The sequence below is a fragment of the Prosthecobacter sp. genome (assembly GCF_044222345.1).
Classification (GTDB): domain Bacteria; phylum Verrucomicrobiota; class Verrucomicrobiia; order Verrucomicrobiales; family Verrucomicrobiaceae; genus Prosthecobacter.
Genome location: NZ_JBGANL010000025.1, coordinates 12,665 through 29,251 on the forward strand (window position 1 = coordinate 12,665; position 16,587 = coordinate 29,251).

General features: G+C 61.6%; 13 protein-coding genes and 1 tRNA gene. 6 read left to right on the plus strand and 8 right to left on the minus strand.

The window, feature by feature from the left end:
- Positions 1-101: 101 nt before the first annotated feature.
- Positions 102-186 (minus strand) — tRNA-Leu (locus ACILSL_RS14525).
- Between the two features lie 142 nt (positions 187-328).
- Here ACILSL_RS14525 and ACILSL_RS14530 point away from each other — a divergent pair.
- From ACILSL_RS14530 to ACILSL_RS14540, 3 genes are all read left to right on the plus strand, one after another.
- A complete protein-coding gene (locus ACILSL_RS14530; protein WP_395732765.1) occupies positions 329-2,503 on the plus strand; it encodes an alpha/beta hydrolase family protein in 2,175 nt (724 codons plus the stop codon).
- Between the two features lie 235 nt (positions 2,504-2,738).
- Entirely contained in the window at positions 2,739-3,203 is a 465-nt protein-coding gene (locus ACILSL_RS14535; RefSeq protein ID WP_395732766.1) for a hypothetical protein, read from the plus strand.
- A gap of 30 nt (positions 3,204-3,233) precedes the next feature.
- Positions 3,234-3,872: a DUF1801 domain-containing protein gene (locus tag ACILSL_RS14540; protein WP_395732767.1), complete on the plus strand. Its 639-nt coding sequence runs from the start codon at positions 3,234-3,236 to the stop codon at positions 3,870-3,872.
- 285 nt (positions 3,873-4,157) lie between these two features.
- Here ACILSL_RS14540 and ACILSL_RS14545 read toward each other — a convergent pair whose 3' ends face one another.
- Positions 4,158-4,655, minus strand: a complete 498-nt coding sequence (locus ACILSL_RS14545; protein ID WP_395732768.1) for a hypothetical protein — start codon at positions 4,653-4,655, stop codon at positions 4,158-4,160.
- An 89-nt stretch (positions 4,656-4,744) separates the two neighbouring features.
- Positions 4,745-7,117, minus strand: coding sequence for a hypothetical protein (locus ACILSL_RS14550; protein WP_395732769.1), 2,373 nt, complete (start codon positions 7,115-7,117; stop codon positions 4,745-4,747).
- Positions 7,118-7,529: 412 nt separating this feature from the next.
- On the opposite strand from ACILSL_RS14550, the gene ACILSL_RS14555 reads away from it, so the two are divergent.
- A complete protein-coding gene (locus ACILSL_RS14555) occupies positions 7,530-8,081 on the plus strand; it encodes a hypothetical protein (protein ID WP_395732770.1) in 552 nt (183 codons plus the stop codon).
- 11 nt (positions 8,082-8,092) lie between these two features.
- Complete coding sequence (locus ACILSL_RS14560) at positions 8,093-8,587, plus strand: hypothetical protein (protein ID WP_395732771.1); 495 nt, start codon at positions 8,093-8,095, stop codon at positions 8,585-8,587.
- 79 nt (positions 8,588-8,666) lie between these two features.
- Here the strand turns inward: ACILSL_RS14560 and ACILSL_RS14565 are convergent, their stop codons facing one another.
- The 3 genes from ACILSL_RS14565 to ACILSL_RS14575 all read right to left on the minus strand — a co-directional run bounded on the left by ACILSL_RS14565 (position 8,667) and on the right by ACILSL_RS14575 (position 9,915).
- Entirely contained in the window at positions 8,667-8,909 is a 243-nt protein-coding gene (locus ACILSL_RS14565; RefSeq protein WP_395732772.1) for a hypothetical protein, read from the minus strand.
- 148 nt (positions 8,910-9,057) lie between these two features.
- Positions 9,058-9,660, minus strand: a complete 603-nt coding sequence (locus tag ACILSL_RS14570) for a hypothetical protein (RefSeq protein WP_395732773.1) — start codon at positions 9,658-9,660, stop codon at positions 9,058-9,060.
- Positions 9,661-9,732: 72 nt separating this feature from the next.
- Complete coding sequence (locus tag ACILSL_RS14575) at positions 9,733-9,915, minus strand: hypothetical protein (protein ID WP_395732774.1); 183 nt, start codon at positions 9,913-9,915, stop codon at positions 9,733-9,735.
- Between the two features lie 300 nt (positions 9,916-10,215).
- On the opposite strand from ACILSL_RS14575, the gene ACILSL_RS14580 reads away from it, so the two are divergent.
- Positions 10,216-14,898: a hypothetical protein gene (locus ACILSL_RS14580; protein WP_395732775.1), complete on the plus strand. Its 4,683-nt coding sequence runs from the start codon at positions 10,216-10,218 to the stop codon at positions 14,896-14,898.
- 71 nt (positions 14,899-14,969) lie between these two features.
- Here ACILSL_RS14580 and ACILSL_RS14585 read toward each other — a convergent pair whose 3' ends face one another.
- Together ACILSL_RS14585 and ACILSL_RS14590 are read right to left on the minus strand one after the other, a co-directional pair.
- The gene (locus ACILSL_RS14585) at positions 14,970-15,551 is read right to left on the minus strand and encodes an HNH endonuclease (RefSeq protein ID WP_395732776.1); all 582 of its coding nucleotides are present in this window, start codon (positions 15,549-15,551) and stop codon (positions 14,970-14,972) included.
- Positions 15,521-16,558: a DNA cytosine methyltransferase gene (locus ACILSL_RS14590; protein ID WP_395732806.1), complete on the minus strand. Its 1,038-nt coding sequence runs from the start codon at positions 16,556-16,558 to the stop codon at positions 15,521-15,523. The genes ACILSL_RS14585 and ACILSL_RS14590 overlap by 31 nt, the downstream gene beginning before the upstream one ends.
- Positions 16,559-16,587: the final 29 nt, after the last annotated feature.

A 16,587-nucleotide genomic window follows, 5' to 3' on the forward strand; every position in this document is an offset into this window, starting at 1 on the left:
TGCCGCGCTCATCATCTGCGCGAACCTCAAGTTCACCCGTGAACAAATCAGTCAGTTGTTAAGCTCACACTGTTCTCCGTGACTCTTTGTACTTCAAAGAGTGGTGCTCGGGAAGGGACTCGAACCCTTAAGCCTTTCGGCACAAGATCCTTAGTCTTGCGCGTATACCAATTCCGCCACCCGAGCAGGTGTGAAAAACAGGGGCCGCGAATATAGACGCTTCAGTTTTTATGCAACCACTGTTTTGCATTTTCGTGCACTTTTATGCGCCGATGGAAATGACGATCACTCTTGCCATCGGGGAACGTTTTGGCTGTCATCCCATCTCATGCGCTCTCCCCTGCTCCTCTGCCTGCTGCCGTCCCTCCTGCTCGCGGCCTCGCCCTATCCTGAAAAGACCCCGGACACGCTGGGAAACAGGCTCATCGACCGCTACTTCGCCGAGCAGACACGCGAGATCACCGCAGACAATGGTCTCGCGCAGATCACCACCGCTGCCGACTGGGAGGCCAAGGCCCCCGAGTACCGCCGCCAGCTCTTTGAGATGCTCGGCCTCGATCCCCTGCCGGAAAAGACCCCGCTCAATGCCACCAAGACCGGCGAGTTCAAAGGCGACGGCTACATCGTGGAAAAAATGCACTTCCAGTCCATGCCCGGACTCTACGTCACGGCGAATCTCTACCTGCCGGAGAAAATGGACAAACCTCTGCCCACCATCCTCTACGTCTGCGGCCATGCCGTTGTGGTCAAAGACGGCGTCAGCCTCGGCAACAAGGCCGGCTATGAGCACCACGGCGTCTGGTACGCACGCCACGGCTACGCCTGCATGATCATCGATACCGTGCAGCTCGGCGAGATCCGTGGCGAGCACCACGGCACCTACAGCAAAGGCCGCTGGTGGTGGTTCTCACGCGGCTACACCCCCGCAGGCCTCGAAGCCTGGAGCTGCATCCGCGCCCTCGACTACCTCGAAACCCGCAAGGAAGTGGACAAGACCCGCTTCGGTGTCACCGGCCGCAGCGGCGGCGGCGCCTACTCCTGGTGGATCACCGCGCTGGATGAACGCATCCAAGCCAGCGCCCCCACCGCCGGCGTCACCGACATGCAAAACCAGGTCATCGACGGCTGCGTCGAAGGCCACTGCGACTGCATGTTCTTCGTGAACACCTACCGCTGGAATTTCGAGCGCATGGTCGCCCTCGCCGCACCGCGCCCGCTCCTCATCGTCAACACCGACAAAGACTCCATCTTCCCCATCGACGGCGTCTTCCGCATCTACCAAAACGTGCGCAAGCTCTACTCCCTCCTCGGCAAAGAGGGAAACATCGGCCTCCAGGTCGCCGAAGGTCCGCACAAGGACCTGCAGCCTCTCAACATGGGCGCCTTCCACTGGTTCGAGCGCTTCCTCAAAGGTGCCGACACCATGGCCGTGATCGACGGCGCGAAGAAAACCATCGAGCCCGCATCCCTCCGAGTCTTCACCGCCGGCCTCCCCAAGGACGAGATCAACACCAAGGCCGACGAAACCTTCGTCCCCATGGCCAAAGCACCCTCGCCTGCCACCAACACGGCTGATTGGTCCAAGCAGAGCGACACCTGGATGCAGGACCTCAAAAACAAAGTCTTCAACGGCTGGCCCAAGGACATCGCCTCCGTCAATCCGCAAAAGGAAAGCAGCGCCGAAGTCGATGGCATCCGCATGACCGCCTACGACTTCGACAGCCAGTCCCCCTTCCGCCTCCGCCTCTACGTCGTCCATCGCGACGGCCTCCGCGCCGAAGACCTCGACCTCGTAGCGCTCAACGTCCTCGATGAACCCGGCTGGGATGAATTCTGCGCCACCTACCACTCACGCTTTGGCAAGCTCATCGAAGTCTTCCCCGGTGCACCGAAGGACGACGCCGCCTTCGAGCAGGAAAAGAAGATGTTCACCAATTTCAAATGGGGCATGGCCTACATCTGCCCGCGCGGCGTCGGCCCCACCGCCTGGACCGGCAGCGCCAAGGCCCAGACCCAGCGCCTCCGCCGCTTCTACCTCCTCGGCCAGACCCTCGATGGCATGCGCGTCTGGGACATCCGCCGCACCCTGCAAACCATCCGCGCCATCCCCGGCTTCGGCGAAACCCCGCTCTGGATTCAGGCCCATCGCGACATGGCCGTAGATGCCCTCTACGCCTCCCTCTTTGAAGACAACATCAAGCGCCTCGACCTCCACGACCTCCCCCTCACCCACAACGGCACCGTCGCCGTCGCCGGCGATCCCCAGGCCGTCGGCCCCGCCATGCTCAACGTCCTCAAATATCTCGACATCCCCCAGGCCACCGCCATGGCCGCCATGCGCAGCAAAGTCGTCGTCTACGCCCCCGACAAGTCCGCCTGGGACTACCCCGCCACATTGACCAAGAACCTCGGCAAAGAAACCCAGTTCCAAGTCCGCGTCCCCGTGAAGCCCGAAGAGGCAAAGGAAGAACCGAAGAAGAAAAAAGAAGAGCCCAAGAAGTAGGCCGCAGGCTCGCCAAGTACGATGGGCACTCCTGCCCGTCGACCAGCGCTTTCGCCAGAGCCCCTGATTCCCAAACAACCGCACAATGACCCTCCAGCGAAGGCATGGAACTTCCCACGCCTCAGTTTAGGGTCATTCGTGGGCCAGTGCGTGTGTGGCAGCGCCTCCTCATTCACCCTCGTCTTCGAAAACCCCACCCTCTCCTGCTCAAGAAGACCAGCAAACCGGCTCCCCCATGAAAGCCCTCACGCTCCTCATCCTCGCCTGCACCCTCAGCGCCTGCGGTCCAAACCACACACGCGATGAGATCACCGGCACGCAGTCAGAGCGCGTCACCCGCGCCACCGCCATCCTCTCCAAATACGACAAGCTCCCCGGCCCGCTCCTCGATGCCCACATGGCCCAAGACGTCATCAGTGGAGGCCTGGCTCCCGGCCCTTCGAATGAAACTCTCTCCGGCGTCATCACCTTCCCTGCCGCAGACCTCCCCAAGTGGCAGAAGATTCTCTCTCCACAAACAAGCCACGTAGACTCTCCCCGCTACGGTGGCCACAGCCCCGCGCCCGCTTGGTGGCCCGCTGCCGCCGCCTTCCAAAACTGCGAGTTCTACGAACCCAAGAAACTCACGGGCCGCACATTCGGCTTCGTCGCTCTCTCACCTTCCGCTGCGGCCATTTATTTTTCGACCGGCTCAAACTAAACCCGCTTCGATTCATCCCTCATGAGCCGCATGCACCCCGCCATCGATGCCCACATCGCCAACGCCAAGGCATGGCAGCCCGAAATGAAAGCCCTGCGCCGCATCATCCTCTCCACCGGCCTCACCGAAGAGCTCAAATGGGACCAGCCCTGCTACACCCATGAAGGCCGCAACATCGTCCTCATCGGCGGCTTCAAAGACCACTGCCGCCTCATGTTCTGCAACGGCTCCCTCCTTGACGATCCCCGCGCACTCCTCCAAAAACCCGGCGAACACACCCAGGCCGGGCGCTACATCCCCTTCACCAGCGTGAAGGAAATCAAAGCCCTGGAGCCCGACCTCAAAGCCTTCCTCCTCGCCGCCATCGAAAACGAAAAGGCAGGAGTGAAGCCGGAGTACAAAACCACCCCCGAGCCCATCCCCGAAGAGCTGCAAACCAAACTCAACAAAAACCCCGCGCTCGACGAAGCCTTCGCCGCCCTCACCCCCGGCCGCCAGCGCGCCTACCTCCTCCACTTCAACGCCGCCAAGCAGTCCGCCACCCGCACCTCCCGCATCGAAGCCTGCACGCCCCGCATCCTCGCTGGCAAAGGCATCCACGACTGCATCTGCGGCCACTCCCAAAAAATGCCCGCCTGCGACGGCTCGCACAAGCTCTTTGCCAAATAAGGAGTCGCCGCCGCTCTTCATTTTACTGCTCCTCCACCACAGCCTTAAATTGGGAATGAGGTTGCGTATGGAAGCACGATCGCAGCCACCGCTTTCTCCGGGCCTGCCGCGAAGCTCCAGAGCTGGTAGGGATGCGCTGTGCGCGTCCCTGTTTCCGGGTCTGCAGCACCCGCAGGCGCTTCAAAAAAGTGCGTCGTCCTTGCAGCCCTCTGCATCGCGATGGCTGTGAAAGCCCGCCCAGACACAGTCATACCACAAAATACCCAACCACCCCATCCCCCGCAGCTACACCCGCACCACGCTCTCGATCTGCGCCGCCGCAAACGTGTGTCCGCCCAGCGTCAGGCGCAGCAGCTTGCTCGATCCTTCCGCCGCCTCCTCCGCCACGCGCAGCAGCCCCTCACGCTCACGCGCCTCCCCGCGCAGTTGCACGCGCACCAGCTTTCCCAGCGGCACGCCCCAGCGCTTTTCAAAAGCACGCCGCGCCACCTCCGCGTCCTCCTTCCAGCGCGCAAAGCCCTCCTCACCCGCACGCACGGGCAGCTCCGCGCTGCGCCGCCGCGCCTCCTCGGCCGCCTTCTCCGCAGCCATCTCCGACTTCCACGCCGCGTAGCCCTCCGCCTCCGCTGCAGCAGGTGCCGCCTGAAACAGCTCCAGCCCCTCCGTCACCGCCGGCTTCACTGCACGGCCCGGCTCAGAAGACCCCAAGCCTCCCGCCACCGCCCATGGCCGTGCCGTAAAAAGCGGAAGCACCGCCTCATCTCCACCTTCGTCATTCATCATTGCCATTCCCGCTCATCTTCCGCAGCTCTGACTCAGGAAACAACCGCAAACAATCGTCAACCACCGCAAACAACTGCAAACTTCCTCCGCTACGCCGCCCGCGTCACCCTCTTCCAGAAGAAGTCCAGCTCACGCGCCAGCACGCTCATCACCTGCGCAGGTGTGGCCTCCAGCGCTCCGCTTTCCGCCTCCTTGATGATCCGCTGCATCGCATACAGCGCCGCCACATTCTGCGTGTCCAGGTGGATCGGGTCCACGTTCGTCTTCAGCACCTCAGGAAAAGACGGGCTCTGCTGCAAAATCGTCCAGCTCTCCTGCTCGCGGTCCGTCTTGAACGTGGTGATCTTCAGCCGTGGCACCGCGGTGCCCGTGGCCTGCGCATCCTGGTTCACCTCCGCCAGACGCCCGGCGGCAAAACCCGCCAGCGTGCGCCAGTAGGGGCCGTCCGCGAAATTCGCCAGGCCAAACACCACCTCCAGTCCCTGCAGCGACCAGCACATCGCATAGCGGCCCGTCATGCCCGGCAGTTCATGCTCGCTGAAGCGTACCAGCGGAAAACGCCTGCCCGCCAGCCGGATCAGATCCGCCAGCTTCGTAAAATCCAGCGGCAGAGACAGCGCCTCCGCAGCCATTTGCAGGCGCAGCGCCTCATAGCGTCCCAGCAGCGCATCACGCTCCGCATTCTGCGCGGCTGGCGCACCCGTCGCCGCAGACCGGGATGCGGGTACAAACGCCGGCGGCATGGCCACCGCAGCAGCCGGCGCAGGCAGTGCCACAGCCGCAGCAGCCACAGCCGCTTCGGGCGCCGGTGTGGCCACAGCACCCAGCACATCAGACAGACGTTCGGCCACCGAATGCGTCCCAGTCGTCTCAGCAGCATGCGGCGCACTCGGCTGTCTCAGCTTGCCCAGCATCTCGCGCAGATTTTCAAACGCACCCGCAGAGCTCGGCGAGAACTGCGCCGGCGCCTCATCCTCCTCGCTCGTGTCCGCATGCACGACCGCGCTCGGCGGCGGCAGATGCTTCCCATTGAGGCCCGCAGGCGGTGGCAGCAGCGGCGCTTCATCCTCCTGTGGCAGCGCCGGCGTGGGTTCCGCCAGCCCCTCCGCCATCAGCTTCATCTGCGTCGTCGTGCTGGAATCAAAAATCGGATACTCCCCCGCAGATGCCTGGTTTTCCTCCGTGCTTTCAGCCACCTCCTCCGTCATCAGCGGCACCACGCCCTCATCCGCAGTCATCGTGTGCAGAGAGACCCCGCCCTGCATCACCGGAGCCGAAAGCGTCTGCTGAAAAAAGTCCCACTGCTTGGCCGCATGCCGCAGAAACGTACGCGCCGAGACCGAGCCCAGCGGCCGTCCCAGGAAATAGCGCTTCACATCCAGGAAATTCGTGAACTCACGCCCCGCATCCACCGGGATGCCCGCATGCTGCAGGCGCAGGCGCAGCAGCGTCGCCGCCTCGCCTTCCCCGATGCCACGCAGCAGCATCTGGGAGGCCGTCAGCCGGTCCTCCATCGCGCTCGGCAGATGGTGGCCAAACGTCGCCTGCCACACATCCTGGTTCAGGCTCAGCACCACATGCACCCCATCCATGTCAGACATGTCCAGCAGCAGGGAGGCAATGCGCAGCCCAGCCTCCGGATTCCGGTAATACGCATCCAGATGGTCCACCAGCAGCACCACCGGCCGCCACAGGCCCAGCAGCCGCAGCCACGTCACCGGGCCTTCATTGGATTCATCCGCCGCCAGCATGCGCAGTACCGCCATGTGGCTCATGCCGCCGTCCAGCGCGTGGTTCAGCATCGCATTCACCCACGACTCCAGCGCCGTCGGGATCGCCGGCACACGCTTCATCGCCTGCTCCGTCATCGGCTTGCGCAGCTGCCCTTCAAAGCGCCGCACCCAGTCACCGATCAGCCGTGCACTGCCCTTCTCGTCAAACACCTCCACCGGATCACCGCCCAGCACACGCAGCGCCTGCTCCGGGTTTGCACACGGCAGCGTACCGTTCTCGATCAAACGCCGCACCAAAGTCGCGCACACACCCGCACAGGCCTCACGCAGCTTCGTCCAGCCCTCCCGCGAAGCCTCCGCACGCGCCATCGACTCCAGCCCGCGCACCGCCACCGCCGAAATACCGATCTCATCCTCCAGCCGAAACGCCAGCGGCACCAGCACCACCTGCCCGTTTGCCGCCGCCGCCAGACGCCCCAGCAGATGCGTCTTGCCGTAGCCCGCACGCGGCGCCGTCAGCAGCAGCAGAGGCTGCCCGCCAGCACGACCCGCGCTGCTTTGACGCTCATCAATCGTCGCCGTCAATTGCCCTAAAATGTCCCCGTTCAAACCCGGCACCGAGCGATTCTCCGCCACGCCAAACGGCCCCGCACAAACATCATCCGCAAACGGATTCAGACTCTCCCCCTGCGGCAAAGCAGGCGGCAGTCCAAAAGCGGACGGTTGCAAATTTGGTAATGGCGATTCTGGACTTTCCACAATGAATCCGGTTTCAGTGTTCTGATTCAGGTCAGATACAATGATATTTATGCCAATTCATACTCCGCAGAAAGTAAGTTTTTTGCCTTTGACGTTATTCTCGAAAACGAGAATAACCTTACCTGCGGATAAGACCTCAGTGCTCGGTTGGTTGGACGGAAGAAGGAGGGCTCAAGTTCTCCAGAACTCATAACCAAAAAAACTTGCCGCAAAATCCAATATTCGGTTAACATCTCTTCAATGTTCACCTTAAAAATGCAGCTGAATGCATGAAGGTGCCAATCACCCACCCACCAACTGCCTTATGCATCCTTCCTTTCGACGCGCATTTGCAATCCTGACTGCACTGTCGATCCCTTCCTGTAGCTTGCTTGACTCCGCCATGCAGACCACATCTGACAGCGGCTCATCCTTCTCCAGAGTCTCGCAAGATGACGCCACAGCCTCTGAAATGTACGAGCGTTTCCTGAAATACCTCAGACTGGATCGCAACCAGGACATCCCCATGGGCTGGCTGTACCGGATCCCGCTTGAGAGCAATCCCTCACGCTCGACCACGCGGAGCCCCGACCTGTTGTTCAAATACAACATCCGCATCATCAGCAAAAGCGAGCCCTATGAGGAAAATCATGTTGAGCTGATCGGCTCGCGCATCGGCACATACGTTGACTACGACCTCGAAACAACCATCGCCTTCAAAGACGGCCTCCCTTTCCCCATTTCAAGACAGTGTGACTACATATTGAGTCTGGGTTCTGGCCGCGAAGTCACACTGGAATCCGCCAGCCCCACTACTTTTAGGTGGACGAAGAAAGTCCCTCTGGCCGAATCCGCCCACCTTCTCGGAGTCTTCCAAGGCGGCTCCAAACAGGAGGGATCTGTCAAACTCGAGGTGAACATGTATGATTTCAAAACCGTGACTCACAGCAACTAGGATTCATTCCGATGAAAACACCTTCTGCGCTTCTTCTGCTCACTTTGCTGCTGGCCGCGTGCGCGACTGAAAACACCGCCCCATCCCGGTACTCCGCCCAGCTCGCCCCCATTGCACCCAGCTCACCGCCAGAGCCTTCCTTCAACAATGGCATGGTCGATGACTCAGATCCCAAGATCGACGTCAATGCCAAAACCGCTGAGTACAGATCAGAAGTAGCATCTCGTATGGAGCCTTATCGAGCCGTTGCAGGCGCCGTTCTGCTTTCGGGTGCCGCAGTGGCCAAACAAGGCCTCGACAAGGCGGGCGAAGGCATGACCCGGATCACGGCGGAGCAGCATCAGAGGGATGCGCAGGCCATGGATCAGGGAGCCTACAAGTGTCCCAAATGCGGCGGCTATGGACGCGTGGACCCTGGCGGCCTGAGCATATCCTTTGAAACCTGCCCTCGCTGCGATGGCACCGGCTGGCTGAGAGATGGAAGGTCCTACAAGCCCGTCAGATAAACCTGACGGCTCAGACGATGGCGGCTTGGCATCCATCTCAAGGCGTGTGGATACCAGAAAACAGCAGCACAAACCATCCTCAAAACGTCTTCCTCACCTCCTGCCACTCCTCCCAGCACCGCACCGGGTCGATGTCCTTGTACCCGCGCTCCGCATCAATCTTCGCCGCCACCTCCCTCGGCACCGCCGCCGCCTTGCACCCATTGCGGATCTCGATCACCTCCGCCTCCGTCAGCGCGCTCCCCTTCTCCTCCTCCCGGCTCACCAGGATCGAAATCAAACTCGGAATCGGATAAATCAGCAGGGGCTCGGAATCACTCATGGGGCGGCGGAAAATTCAAACATCCTCTTTCACTCCATCTTGTTTGGGTCAAGCCCGAGAATCGCCTCCTTACCCGCCTTCCGCACCCCGTCGTTTCCGTGCAGGAATGAGGGGCATAACCATGCACGAACTCAACGCTCCCATTCCATCAGAGACAGGTCCCCGGAGTCGTCACATGCGCAGCTCGGGGCGGGCGGTCGAGATAAACAATCACCGCCTGCGGCTCCGGGGTGAATCCGCTGCCAATCCCTCCAAAGGAAACCCAGATATCATCATGATGACGGAGCGCACTGAAGCTCCCCGTTCCGCAGCCTGCGAGACCGATGGCCCGCATCAGGTAGGGCTTGAGATGTCTGCTCTGAGAGCGCAGCCGCCGGGCCGAGGCCTGCTCCTCGTCCCTGGCATCCCTGTGGCTGGTATCCTTCGGATTTTCGAGACAGAGCTCCGCGAAAAAGGCCGCACGCTCCGCATGGTATTCCGCCTGCTTCAGGATGGCGCTGCGCGCCGAAAAGGCATGCCCCATCAGCTCCTCGGCTTTGGCATTCGTCACGCGCACAAAGCTTCCGGACTCCAGCATGCGAAAGGCCTGCGCCTGCTGGTCATAGGAAATCCGCTCCACCACCGCGATCTCTTCGACATCTGCATCCAGATAAGAGGGCCTATCAGCATCGTCCACCTTCCAGCGGACAGGCTCGTTCACCGGACACTGAGTCGCGGCAGACGTTGTCTTCGCAGCGCAGGCGCTCAGCATGCAGCTCAGGCTCAGAATTAACATATGCAGGGTGACGTTTTTCATAGGGACATGCTCAGCTCTCAGATTCACTCACGGTTCTTTTTCCTCCACGCTCAGCCAGATCGCCTTGGCCGTTTCCAGATCCGCCTCCCGGTCAAAGTAGATCGACATCATATGCCCGTGCGACACAGGCGGAAAAACAAATAAAAGCAGCCATGCGTCTTTTGATTCGCCTTCGAAAAGCGGCACCAGACAGAAAGATCGGCGTTTCATGGCGGGACATCGATTCAGTTTCCTCGGCCAGACAGCCGGCCACGCAGCCCGTGGCGCACCTCTGGTTTGCTTCCGAATTCCCCACCATGAAACCCAAAACCCCTCCCAAGGTCAAGCCTTGGCCGCAGCCCGCCCTGCCCCCGCCTGCCGCCTCTGCTCATCCATTTTAAAAATTTTCAGTTTTCAGTTCTCATTTTTCAGTCCGCCCCCCCACCCACCTTTTCCCCTTTCACTTGCTCCTTTTCACGTCACCCTCTCCCCGCAAAGAACCCTCTCCCTGCCGCGTTACATTCCCTTCGCATGAATCTCGCCCTCCGTCCCGCCACGCATGAAGCCCTGGAGCGCTTCCGCCTGCGCCGTCAAAAGCTGCTGCAACTGCGCGCGGCCCTCTGCGCCGCCACCCTCGCTCTTTCGACCTTCGCACTCATCGCCCTGCTCGACCGCGCATGGTTCATGCCGGATGCATTGCGCCCTTGGGTCACCCTCGCCGCCTACGGTGGCGCTGCCTACGCCGCATGGCGCGTGGCATGGCGCTTCATCGCACAGGCCCATGGCAAGGAAGGCACCGCCAAGCTCATCGAGGCCGCAGAGCCCGCCCTGCGCGAGCGCCTGCTCGCCGCCGTCGAACTCGCCGATCCCAAAGGCGGCGTGAATGTGAAGGACTCCGTCGAGTTCCGCGAAAAGCTTCAGGACGACGTCGCCGCCTCCATCGAAAGCATCGACTGGAATAGCAAGCTCCCCACCTGTGCCCTGCGCCCCTGGTTCATCGCCGTCGGTTCAGTCGCCGCCACCATCCTCATTCTCTGCCTCGTCCCCGGCCTGCACCTTGGCGGCTTCATGGTCCGCGCCGCCCTGCCCTTCGCCAATCTCGAACGCCCCGCCTCCGTCAAGATCCGCATCCTGGAGCCCCAGCAGGCCAGCGCCCTCGCCCCCATCGGCTCGGAGGTCCCCCTCATCATCGAAACCCAAGGCCCCCAGCCCGCACAGGTCACCCTGGAGTTCGCCGTGGAAGGCTCCAAGCCCCGCCGCACCGAGCTCTCCGCCATCGGCACCGCACGCTTTGAAGGCGTCGTCCCCGTCGGCCAGACGGACGTTCGCTACCGCATCCACGCCGCAGACGCCATCACCCCCTGGCGCACCCTCAGCGCCCGCGCACAGCCCCGCATCGTCGAGTTCACCAAGACCATCCTCCCGCCCGCCTATTCCGGCTGGCCGGAGTCCAAGGTCACCGCAGACCAGGGCGACCTCGAAGCCCTCGACGGCTCCACCATCAAGCTCACGCTCAAGACCAACCAGCCCGTCTCGCAGAGCGACTTCCAGTTGAACCCCGATCTCCCCGAGAAAAAGCCCCTGCCCTCCTCCACCACGCCCGAAGGCCTTCTTACCGCAGACATCGCCGTGCAGGCCACCCACAGCTCATGGAAGGTCACCTTGAAGTCCAAAGAAACCGGCTTCACCAATGAGGAAAGCACCCCCTGGCGCATCACCACCATCCCCGATCTCCCGCCCATCGCGCAGATCAACGACCCCGCCGAGCAGATCGAACTCCTGCCCGATGAAGCCGTGCGCCTCGCCGGCTTCGCCACGGATGATGTCGGCCTCGGCGGCATGAAGCTCGCCCATGCCATCAATGGCGCCAACTGGACCGAGCGCGATCTCCCCATCACCAAGTCTGCGAAAGAGGCCACCGTGCAGACCCTCCTCCCCCTCGCCCCTCTCGGCGTGAAGACCGGAGACGCCCTCCTCATCAAGCTCATCGCCACCGACCTCAAAGGCCAGAAGGCCGAATCCCCGCCCGTCCGCGTCATCATCCTGGAGCAGACCATCGATCCCCGCCAGCGCGACTGGGCGGAAAGCCAGCGCCGCCTCGCCCTGAAGGCCGATCGTCTCGATGAACAAGCCCGCGAGCTGCGCAAGGAACTCGACAAAGTCCGCAAGACCGAAAAGAACGCCCGCCAAGCCCCCGACAAGGCCAGGGACGATGCCGCCAACGCCCTCGCCTCCGCCCAGGAAAAGCTCGAGCAGGTCAAAGCCCAGTCCGAAGAACTCTGGACCGCGCTCAAAGACGCCGCCCGCGATGCCCCCAATCAGCTCGATGCCTCCGAAGCCCAGCTCCTTGGCAAAAAGCTCGCCCAGCTCCGCCGCGAGCAGCTTCCCGACCTCGAAAAGCTCAACGCCGACGAGATCGAAAACACCGAGCCCCTCAAGCGCGCCGCCAGTGAAGCCGCCGGCCACGCCAGCGTCATCGCCGATGCCCTCCGCGCCTTCGCCGCCGAAGAAAGCGCCAAGATCGCCGCACAGGAGTCCCAGCAGCTCCAGCGCCAGTCCCGCATGCTCACCGAGACCTCCCTTCAGGCCAACCGCGATGCCGAGCAGCGCCCCAAATGGCAGGAGCAGCAGCGCGCCCTCATGGCCCAGGCCAAGACCTTGCAGAAGGATCTGGCCAAGCTCGATGAATCCCAGAAAGGCCGCAATCGCGGGCAGTTTCAGGACATCGACAAAAAGGTCGCCGAGACCTCCGCTGATCTTGACAGCAGTCTGGACAAGAAAGATCAAACGAAAAGCCCTGAGCATCTCTATGGCGCATCCGACAATCTGCGCAGCCGTTTGCAGCAGGCCGCCGAAGTGACCCGCAACATTGCCGAACAAACGGCCAACGAAGCCCAGCAGCGCCGCGAAAACCTCACCCGCCAGGAAAACCCTGCACTGGCCAAGCTGGTCAAGGCCCGGTACTATATTGCGGAAGCTGAAAATGAGGCACGTGACCCACGTCACAAAAAAAAGAACGACAACGATGGCCTCATGGCCTTGAAGAGTGCCGAGAAGCAGCTCACCGAAGCCGCCAAACAACTCCAAGACCAGGCCGAACTGCGCGAGCAAAACCAGGCCACCAACACCCAGGCCGCGCTCGACATGAATCGCGCCAGCCGCGCCGTGGGCGAGCTCGCTCGCCAGGCCTCCGCAGCCGGGAGCATTCCCCTGCCTACTCAGGAAGAGGCCGATCAAGCACGGCGCAGCAATGGGCCGCCCTCTCCGGCCGCCAAGACCATGGCAGATCTCAAGGAGCAGACCTCGCAGCTCGATCTGGCCACACGCATCCTGGAAGCCGATGCCCTTGCACAGGATGCCGCGCAGGCCCTGGAGGCCGCCCAAGCTGGAGGCAGCCGCCCGCAGAGCCAGCAGGATTTCACCCAGACCGCCGCCCAGTCCCGCGCCGCCGCCGAGGCCCTCCAGCAGGTGCCGGACAAGATCAACCGCGCCCGCATTGCCGATGCCATGCAGCAGAAAGATCCGCAGGCCGCGAACAACCTCCGCCAAGCCGCCCAACAGGCCAGCGATGCCTCCCGCAACGCCGCCGAGCAGAACAAAAACCTCGCCCGCGAAGCCTCGCAGCAGCAGCCCGGCCAGCAGCTCAATTCACAGCCCGGCCAGCAGGCCACCGCCGATGCCCAGCAGAAGGCCGGCGAGCTCGCCGCCCAGCTTCAGCCGCAGGTGGATGCCGCACGCGCCCAGCTCGCCTCACTCACCCCGGAAGTCAGCGACATGATGAAACGCGTGGCCGCCGATCTCAAAAAGACCCAGCAGGAAACCCAGACCGCCGCCGATGCCGCCAAGGCCGAAAAGCCCGTCGCTGAAGTCGCCGGAAAAGCCCAGGCACTCCGCCCCGAAGCCGCCGAAAACGCCGAGAAAATGGCCGCCCTGCAGGCCGCCCTTCGCCAGGAAGCCAACGCGTCTGACTTGACCAAGCAGGCCGAAGCCCAGCTCGCCCGCACCGCGGATGTCGCCCTCGCGCAGATTCAGCAGAAGACCCCTCAAATTGCGCAAAATTTGAAGCAGGCCGCCCAGGCATCTCAGAGCAAGCCCCAGGCCCAGGCCCTGCAGTCCGCCGCCAATGCCCAGCAGCAGACCGCGCAGGCGCTTGAGCAGCTCGCGCAAAACATGCAGAAGGTCGAAGACGGCCAGCAGCTCACCGAAGCCGAGCAGGCCGCCATGCAGCAGATGGAGCAGGACCTCGGCGTGCAGGAGCCGCTGGATGAAGCCTACCAGCGCGCCCAGCAGCTCGCCGAAATGGCCAAGGACGCCACGCAAAACCCGCAGGCCGTGCTTGAAGCCTTGGAAAAAGAACTGCCCAAAAACCAGTCCATGCAGAAGGCCCTCGCGGATGCCGCACAGGCCACCGCCCAGCTTGCCGAGCAGGCCGTCGCCAAAGAAACCCAGCAGGCCGTGCAAAACGGCATGGCGCAAAAACAAGCCGCCAGCGATCTCGCCCGCGTCTCACGCCATCAGCAGCGCCTTGGCGATAAAGAAGCCGCCCAGCAGGTCGCGCAGGCCAGCAATCAGCTCCAGCAGGCCGGTCAGCAGGCAGAGGCCACCCAGGCCAATCCCGTGCCCAATCCCCAGGCCGCGCAGCAGAGCCTCGCCAACGCCGCCCAGGCAGCCAAAGCCGCCGAAGCCACCGCCAGCAAGACCTCCCCTCCCATGCTCGCCTCCCCCCTCGAACAGCTTCAGGGCCAGATGCTCGCCCAGGCCCTCGATCAGCTCGATGCCCAGCTCCACCCCATGCAGGGAAATCAGCAGCAAAACGGCCAGCAGCAGCAATCCCAGGGCGGCAAGCCCGAAGGCAGCCAGCAATCCGCGCAGCAGAGCCTCAGCAACGCCCAGCAGGCCCAGCAGCAAAGCATGGCCGACTCCCGCAATCAGGGCCAGGCCCCCGGCCAGAAGCCCGGCCAGCAGCAGGCGCAAAATCAGAAGCAGCAGGGTCAAAATTCCCAGGCCCAGTCCGCCGAAGGCGGCAACCAGTCCACCCAGCTCCAGGACGGCGTCCTCGGAGAGGGCACCATCCTCGTCAAAGGCGACTGGGGCCACCTCCCCCAAAAGATGGCCGACGACCTCACCGAAGCCACAAGAAGCGAAGCCGCCCCCGAATACCGCGCCGCCATCGAAAGCTACTACAAAGCCATCGCCGCCAAGGCGAAACGGTAGGCGGAAATTTCAATCTCCTTGGGCCTGTTCATCATAAGCTGTAGTGTGAACAGTCTTGCCCGCAGAGCCGCTTACTCATCGATAACAGCCCGCAGCTTGAATTTCCTTAGCATCCACTCCAACACTTCTTTCTGATCATCAATCGTCGCACGCCTGATCTGGGAGAGGAGTTGAAGGCGATCAGGTTTGATGGGCGCTGCGTTCTGAAGTCCCTCGTTACAATTGCTGCACATGGCACGCAAATTGGAGGGTATGTCTTCACCTCCTTTGGATTTATCTTTTATATGCCCAAGAGTGAGACGAATAGTCCGGTTCGTATTGAATGGGTCAGGATCACCAGCGGCAACTCCGCACATCTGGCAGGTGTAGCCATTGCGTTCTAAGACGATGGCACGGGTTTCCTTGGAGATACCACGCTTGAATGCAGGTCGGCGCTTATCACTGACAAGGATGTACTGACCGGGCTTTAGGTCGGCTCTGTCCTTGTGAGACAGGATGTCGTAACCTTCTTCATCGCGCAGTTCTCGCGTTCGACGTGCCCACTCGGAAGCTCCACCAGAGGCATCTTGAAGTTGTTTACTGCTAACCACCTCTCCTTTGTGCTGAAGAAGGTATGCGAGAATCAGTGCTTTGGAGCCTGGCTTTTTTTCCATGGTTTCTTGGTGGTGGTTTCTTCGAGAAGTCGCATCTGAGATTCGACAGGCTCGTCAGTTTCTGAAATTCGCCTCCTTTTGAAGGCTGCAATGATGCGTCGGCCTACCGCCTTGGCAACGGGGGGCGGGAATGCATTGCCCACCTGGCGGTAGGCGGCGGTTTTTTTGCCACTAAACTGCCATTCATCAGGAAAGCCTTGGATACGAGCCACCATACGAACTGTCAGTCTTGGCATTTTATCTTCTGGGTAAGTGACATCTGGAGCCTCGTCAGCGAGACCCATGCCATCAACACCAAGCTCGCGCCACTGGCGTTTGGCACGTGTCGGACCAAGGTCCGGGCCCCCGTGTTTTTTTGAACCGCCAACCAAAGTAGGAGCTATACGATTGGCTCGCTCCATCCATTCTTCCGCACCCAGCCAGCCATTGGCCCCCATGAGGTCCACCAATGTCTCTCCAACCGTCGGTGCAAGGTCGGTACCGCGAGGCCACATGAAGTGCATCATATCATCGGGCCGCATGGCAACGAGAATGAATCGAGGACGCAATTGTGGCACACCAAAATCGGAAGCTTGCAGCACACGCCACTCCGCTTCATAGCCTAGTTTAGAAAAGCGTTTCAGCAGTTCGTTTCGGTATTCGGTAAACTTTTTCGAAGCCAGCCCCTGCACATTTTCCAGCATGACAGCACGAGGCTTGATTTTCGCGATTATATTGAGTGCGGTGGGAAACATATCGCGTTCATCGTCTCCACCCAATTGCTTACCCGCGACACTGAATGGAGGACATGGAACCCCTCCAGCAATCAAATCCACATCACCAAAAGTGTTGGGCTGAAATTCGCGGATGTCCTGCTGAATAACATTCCAGTGAGGACGATTTAACCGCAGCGTGGTACAGAACTGCGGCTCATATTCCACGACAGCGACGTGGTGAAAACCTGCTCCTTCCAAGCCAAGGGCCTGACCACCACCACCAGCGCATAATTCGAGGGAAAAGAAACTCATTGTGAATTGATACTGACCATTGGCGAGCA

Excerpts from the sequence above, each read along its gene's own strand:
- ACILSL_RS14580 (WP_395732775.1), top strand. The coding sequence starts at position 10,216 with ATGAATCTCGCCCTCCGTCCCGCCACGCATGAAGCCCTGGAGCGCTTC.
- ACILSL_RS14535 (WP_395732766.1), top strand. The coding sequence starts at position 2,739 with ATGAAAGCCCTCACGCTCCTCATCCTCGCCTGCACCCTCAGCGCCTGC.
- ACILSL_RS14585 (WP_395732776.1), bottom strand. The coding sequence starts at position 15,551 with ATGGAAAAAAAGCCAGGCTCCAAAGCACTGATTCTCGCATACCTTCTT.
- ACILSL_RS14545 (WP_395732768.1), bottom strand. The coding sequence starts at position 4,655 with ATGATGAATGACGAAGGTGGAGATGAGGCGGTGCTTCCGCTTTTTACG.
- ACILSL_RS14575 (WP_395732774.1), bottom strand. The coding sequence starts at position 9,915 with ATGAAACGCCGATCTTTCTGTCTGGTGCCGCTTTTCGAAGGCGAATCA.
- ACILSL_RS14555 (WP_395732770.1), top strand. The coding sequence starts at position 7,530 with ATGCAGACCACATCTGACAGCGGCTCATCCTTCTCCAGAGTCTCGCAA.
- ACILSL_RS14560 (WP_395732771.1), top strand. The coding sequence starts at position 8,093 with ATGAAAACACCTTCTGCGCTTCTTCTGCTCACTTTGCTGCTGGCCGCG.
- ACILSL_RS14565 (WP_395732772.1), bottom strand. The coding sequence starts at position 8,909 with ATGAGTGATTCCGAGCCCCTGCTGATTTATCCGATTCCGAGTTTGATT.
- ACILSL_RS14540 (WP_395732767.1), top strand. The coding sequence starts at position 3,234 with ATGCACCCCGCCATCGATGCCCACATCGCCAACGCCAAGGCATGGCAG.
- ACILSL_RS14530 (WP_395732765.1), top strand. The coding sequence starts at position 329 with ATGCGCTCTCCCCTGCTCCTCTGCCTGCTGCCGTCCCTCCTGCTCGCG.
- ACILSL_RS14570 (WP_395732773.1), bottom strand. The coding sequence starts at position 9,660 with ATGCTGAGCGCCTGCGCTGCGAAGACAACGTCTGCCGCGACTCAGTGT.
- ACILSL_RS14590 (WP_395732806.1), bottom strand. The coding sequence starts at position 16,558 with ATGAGTTTCTTTTCCCTCGAATTATGCGCTGGTGGTGGTGGTCAGGCC.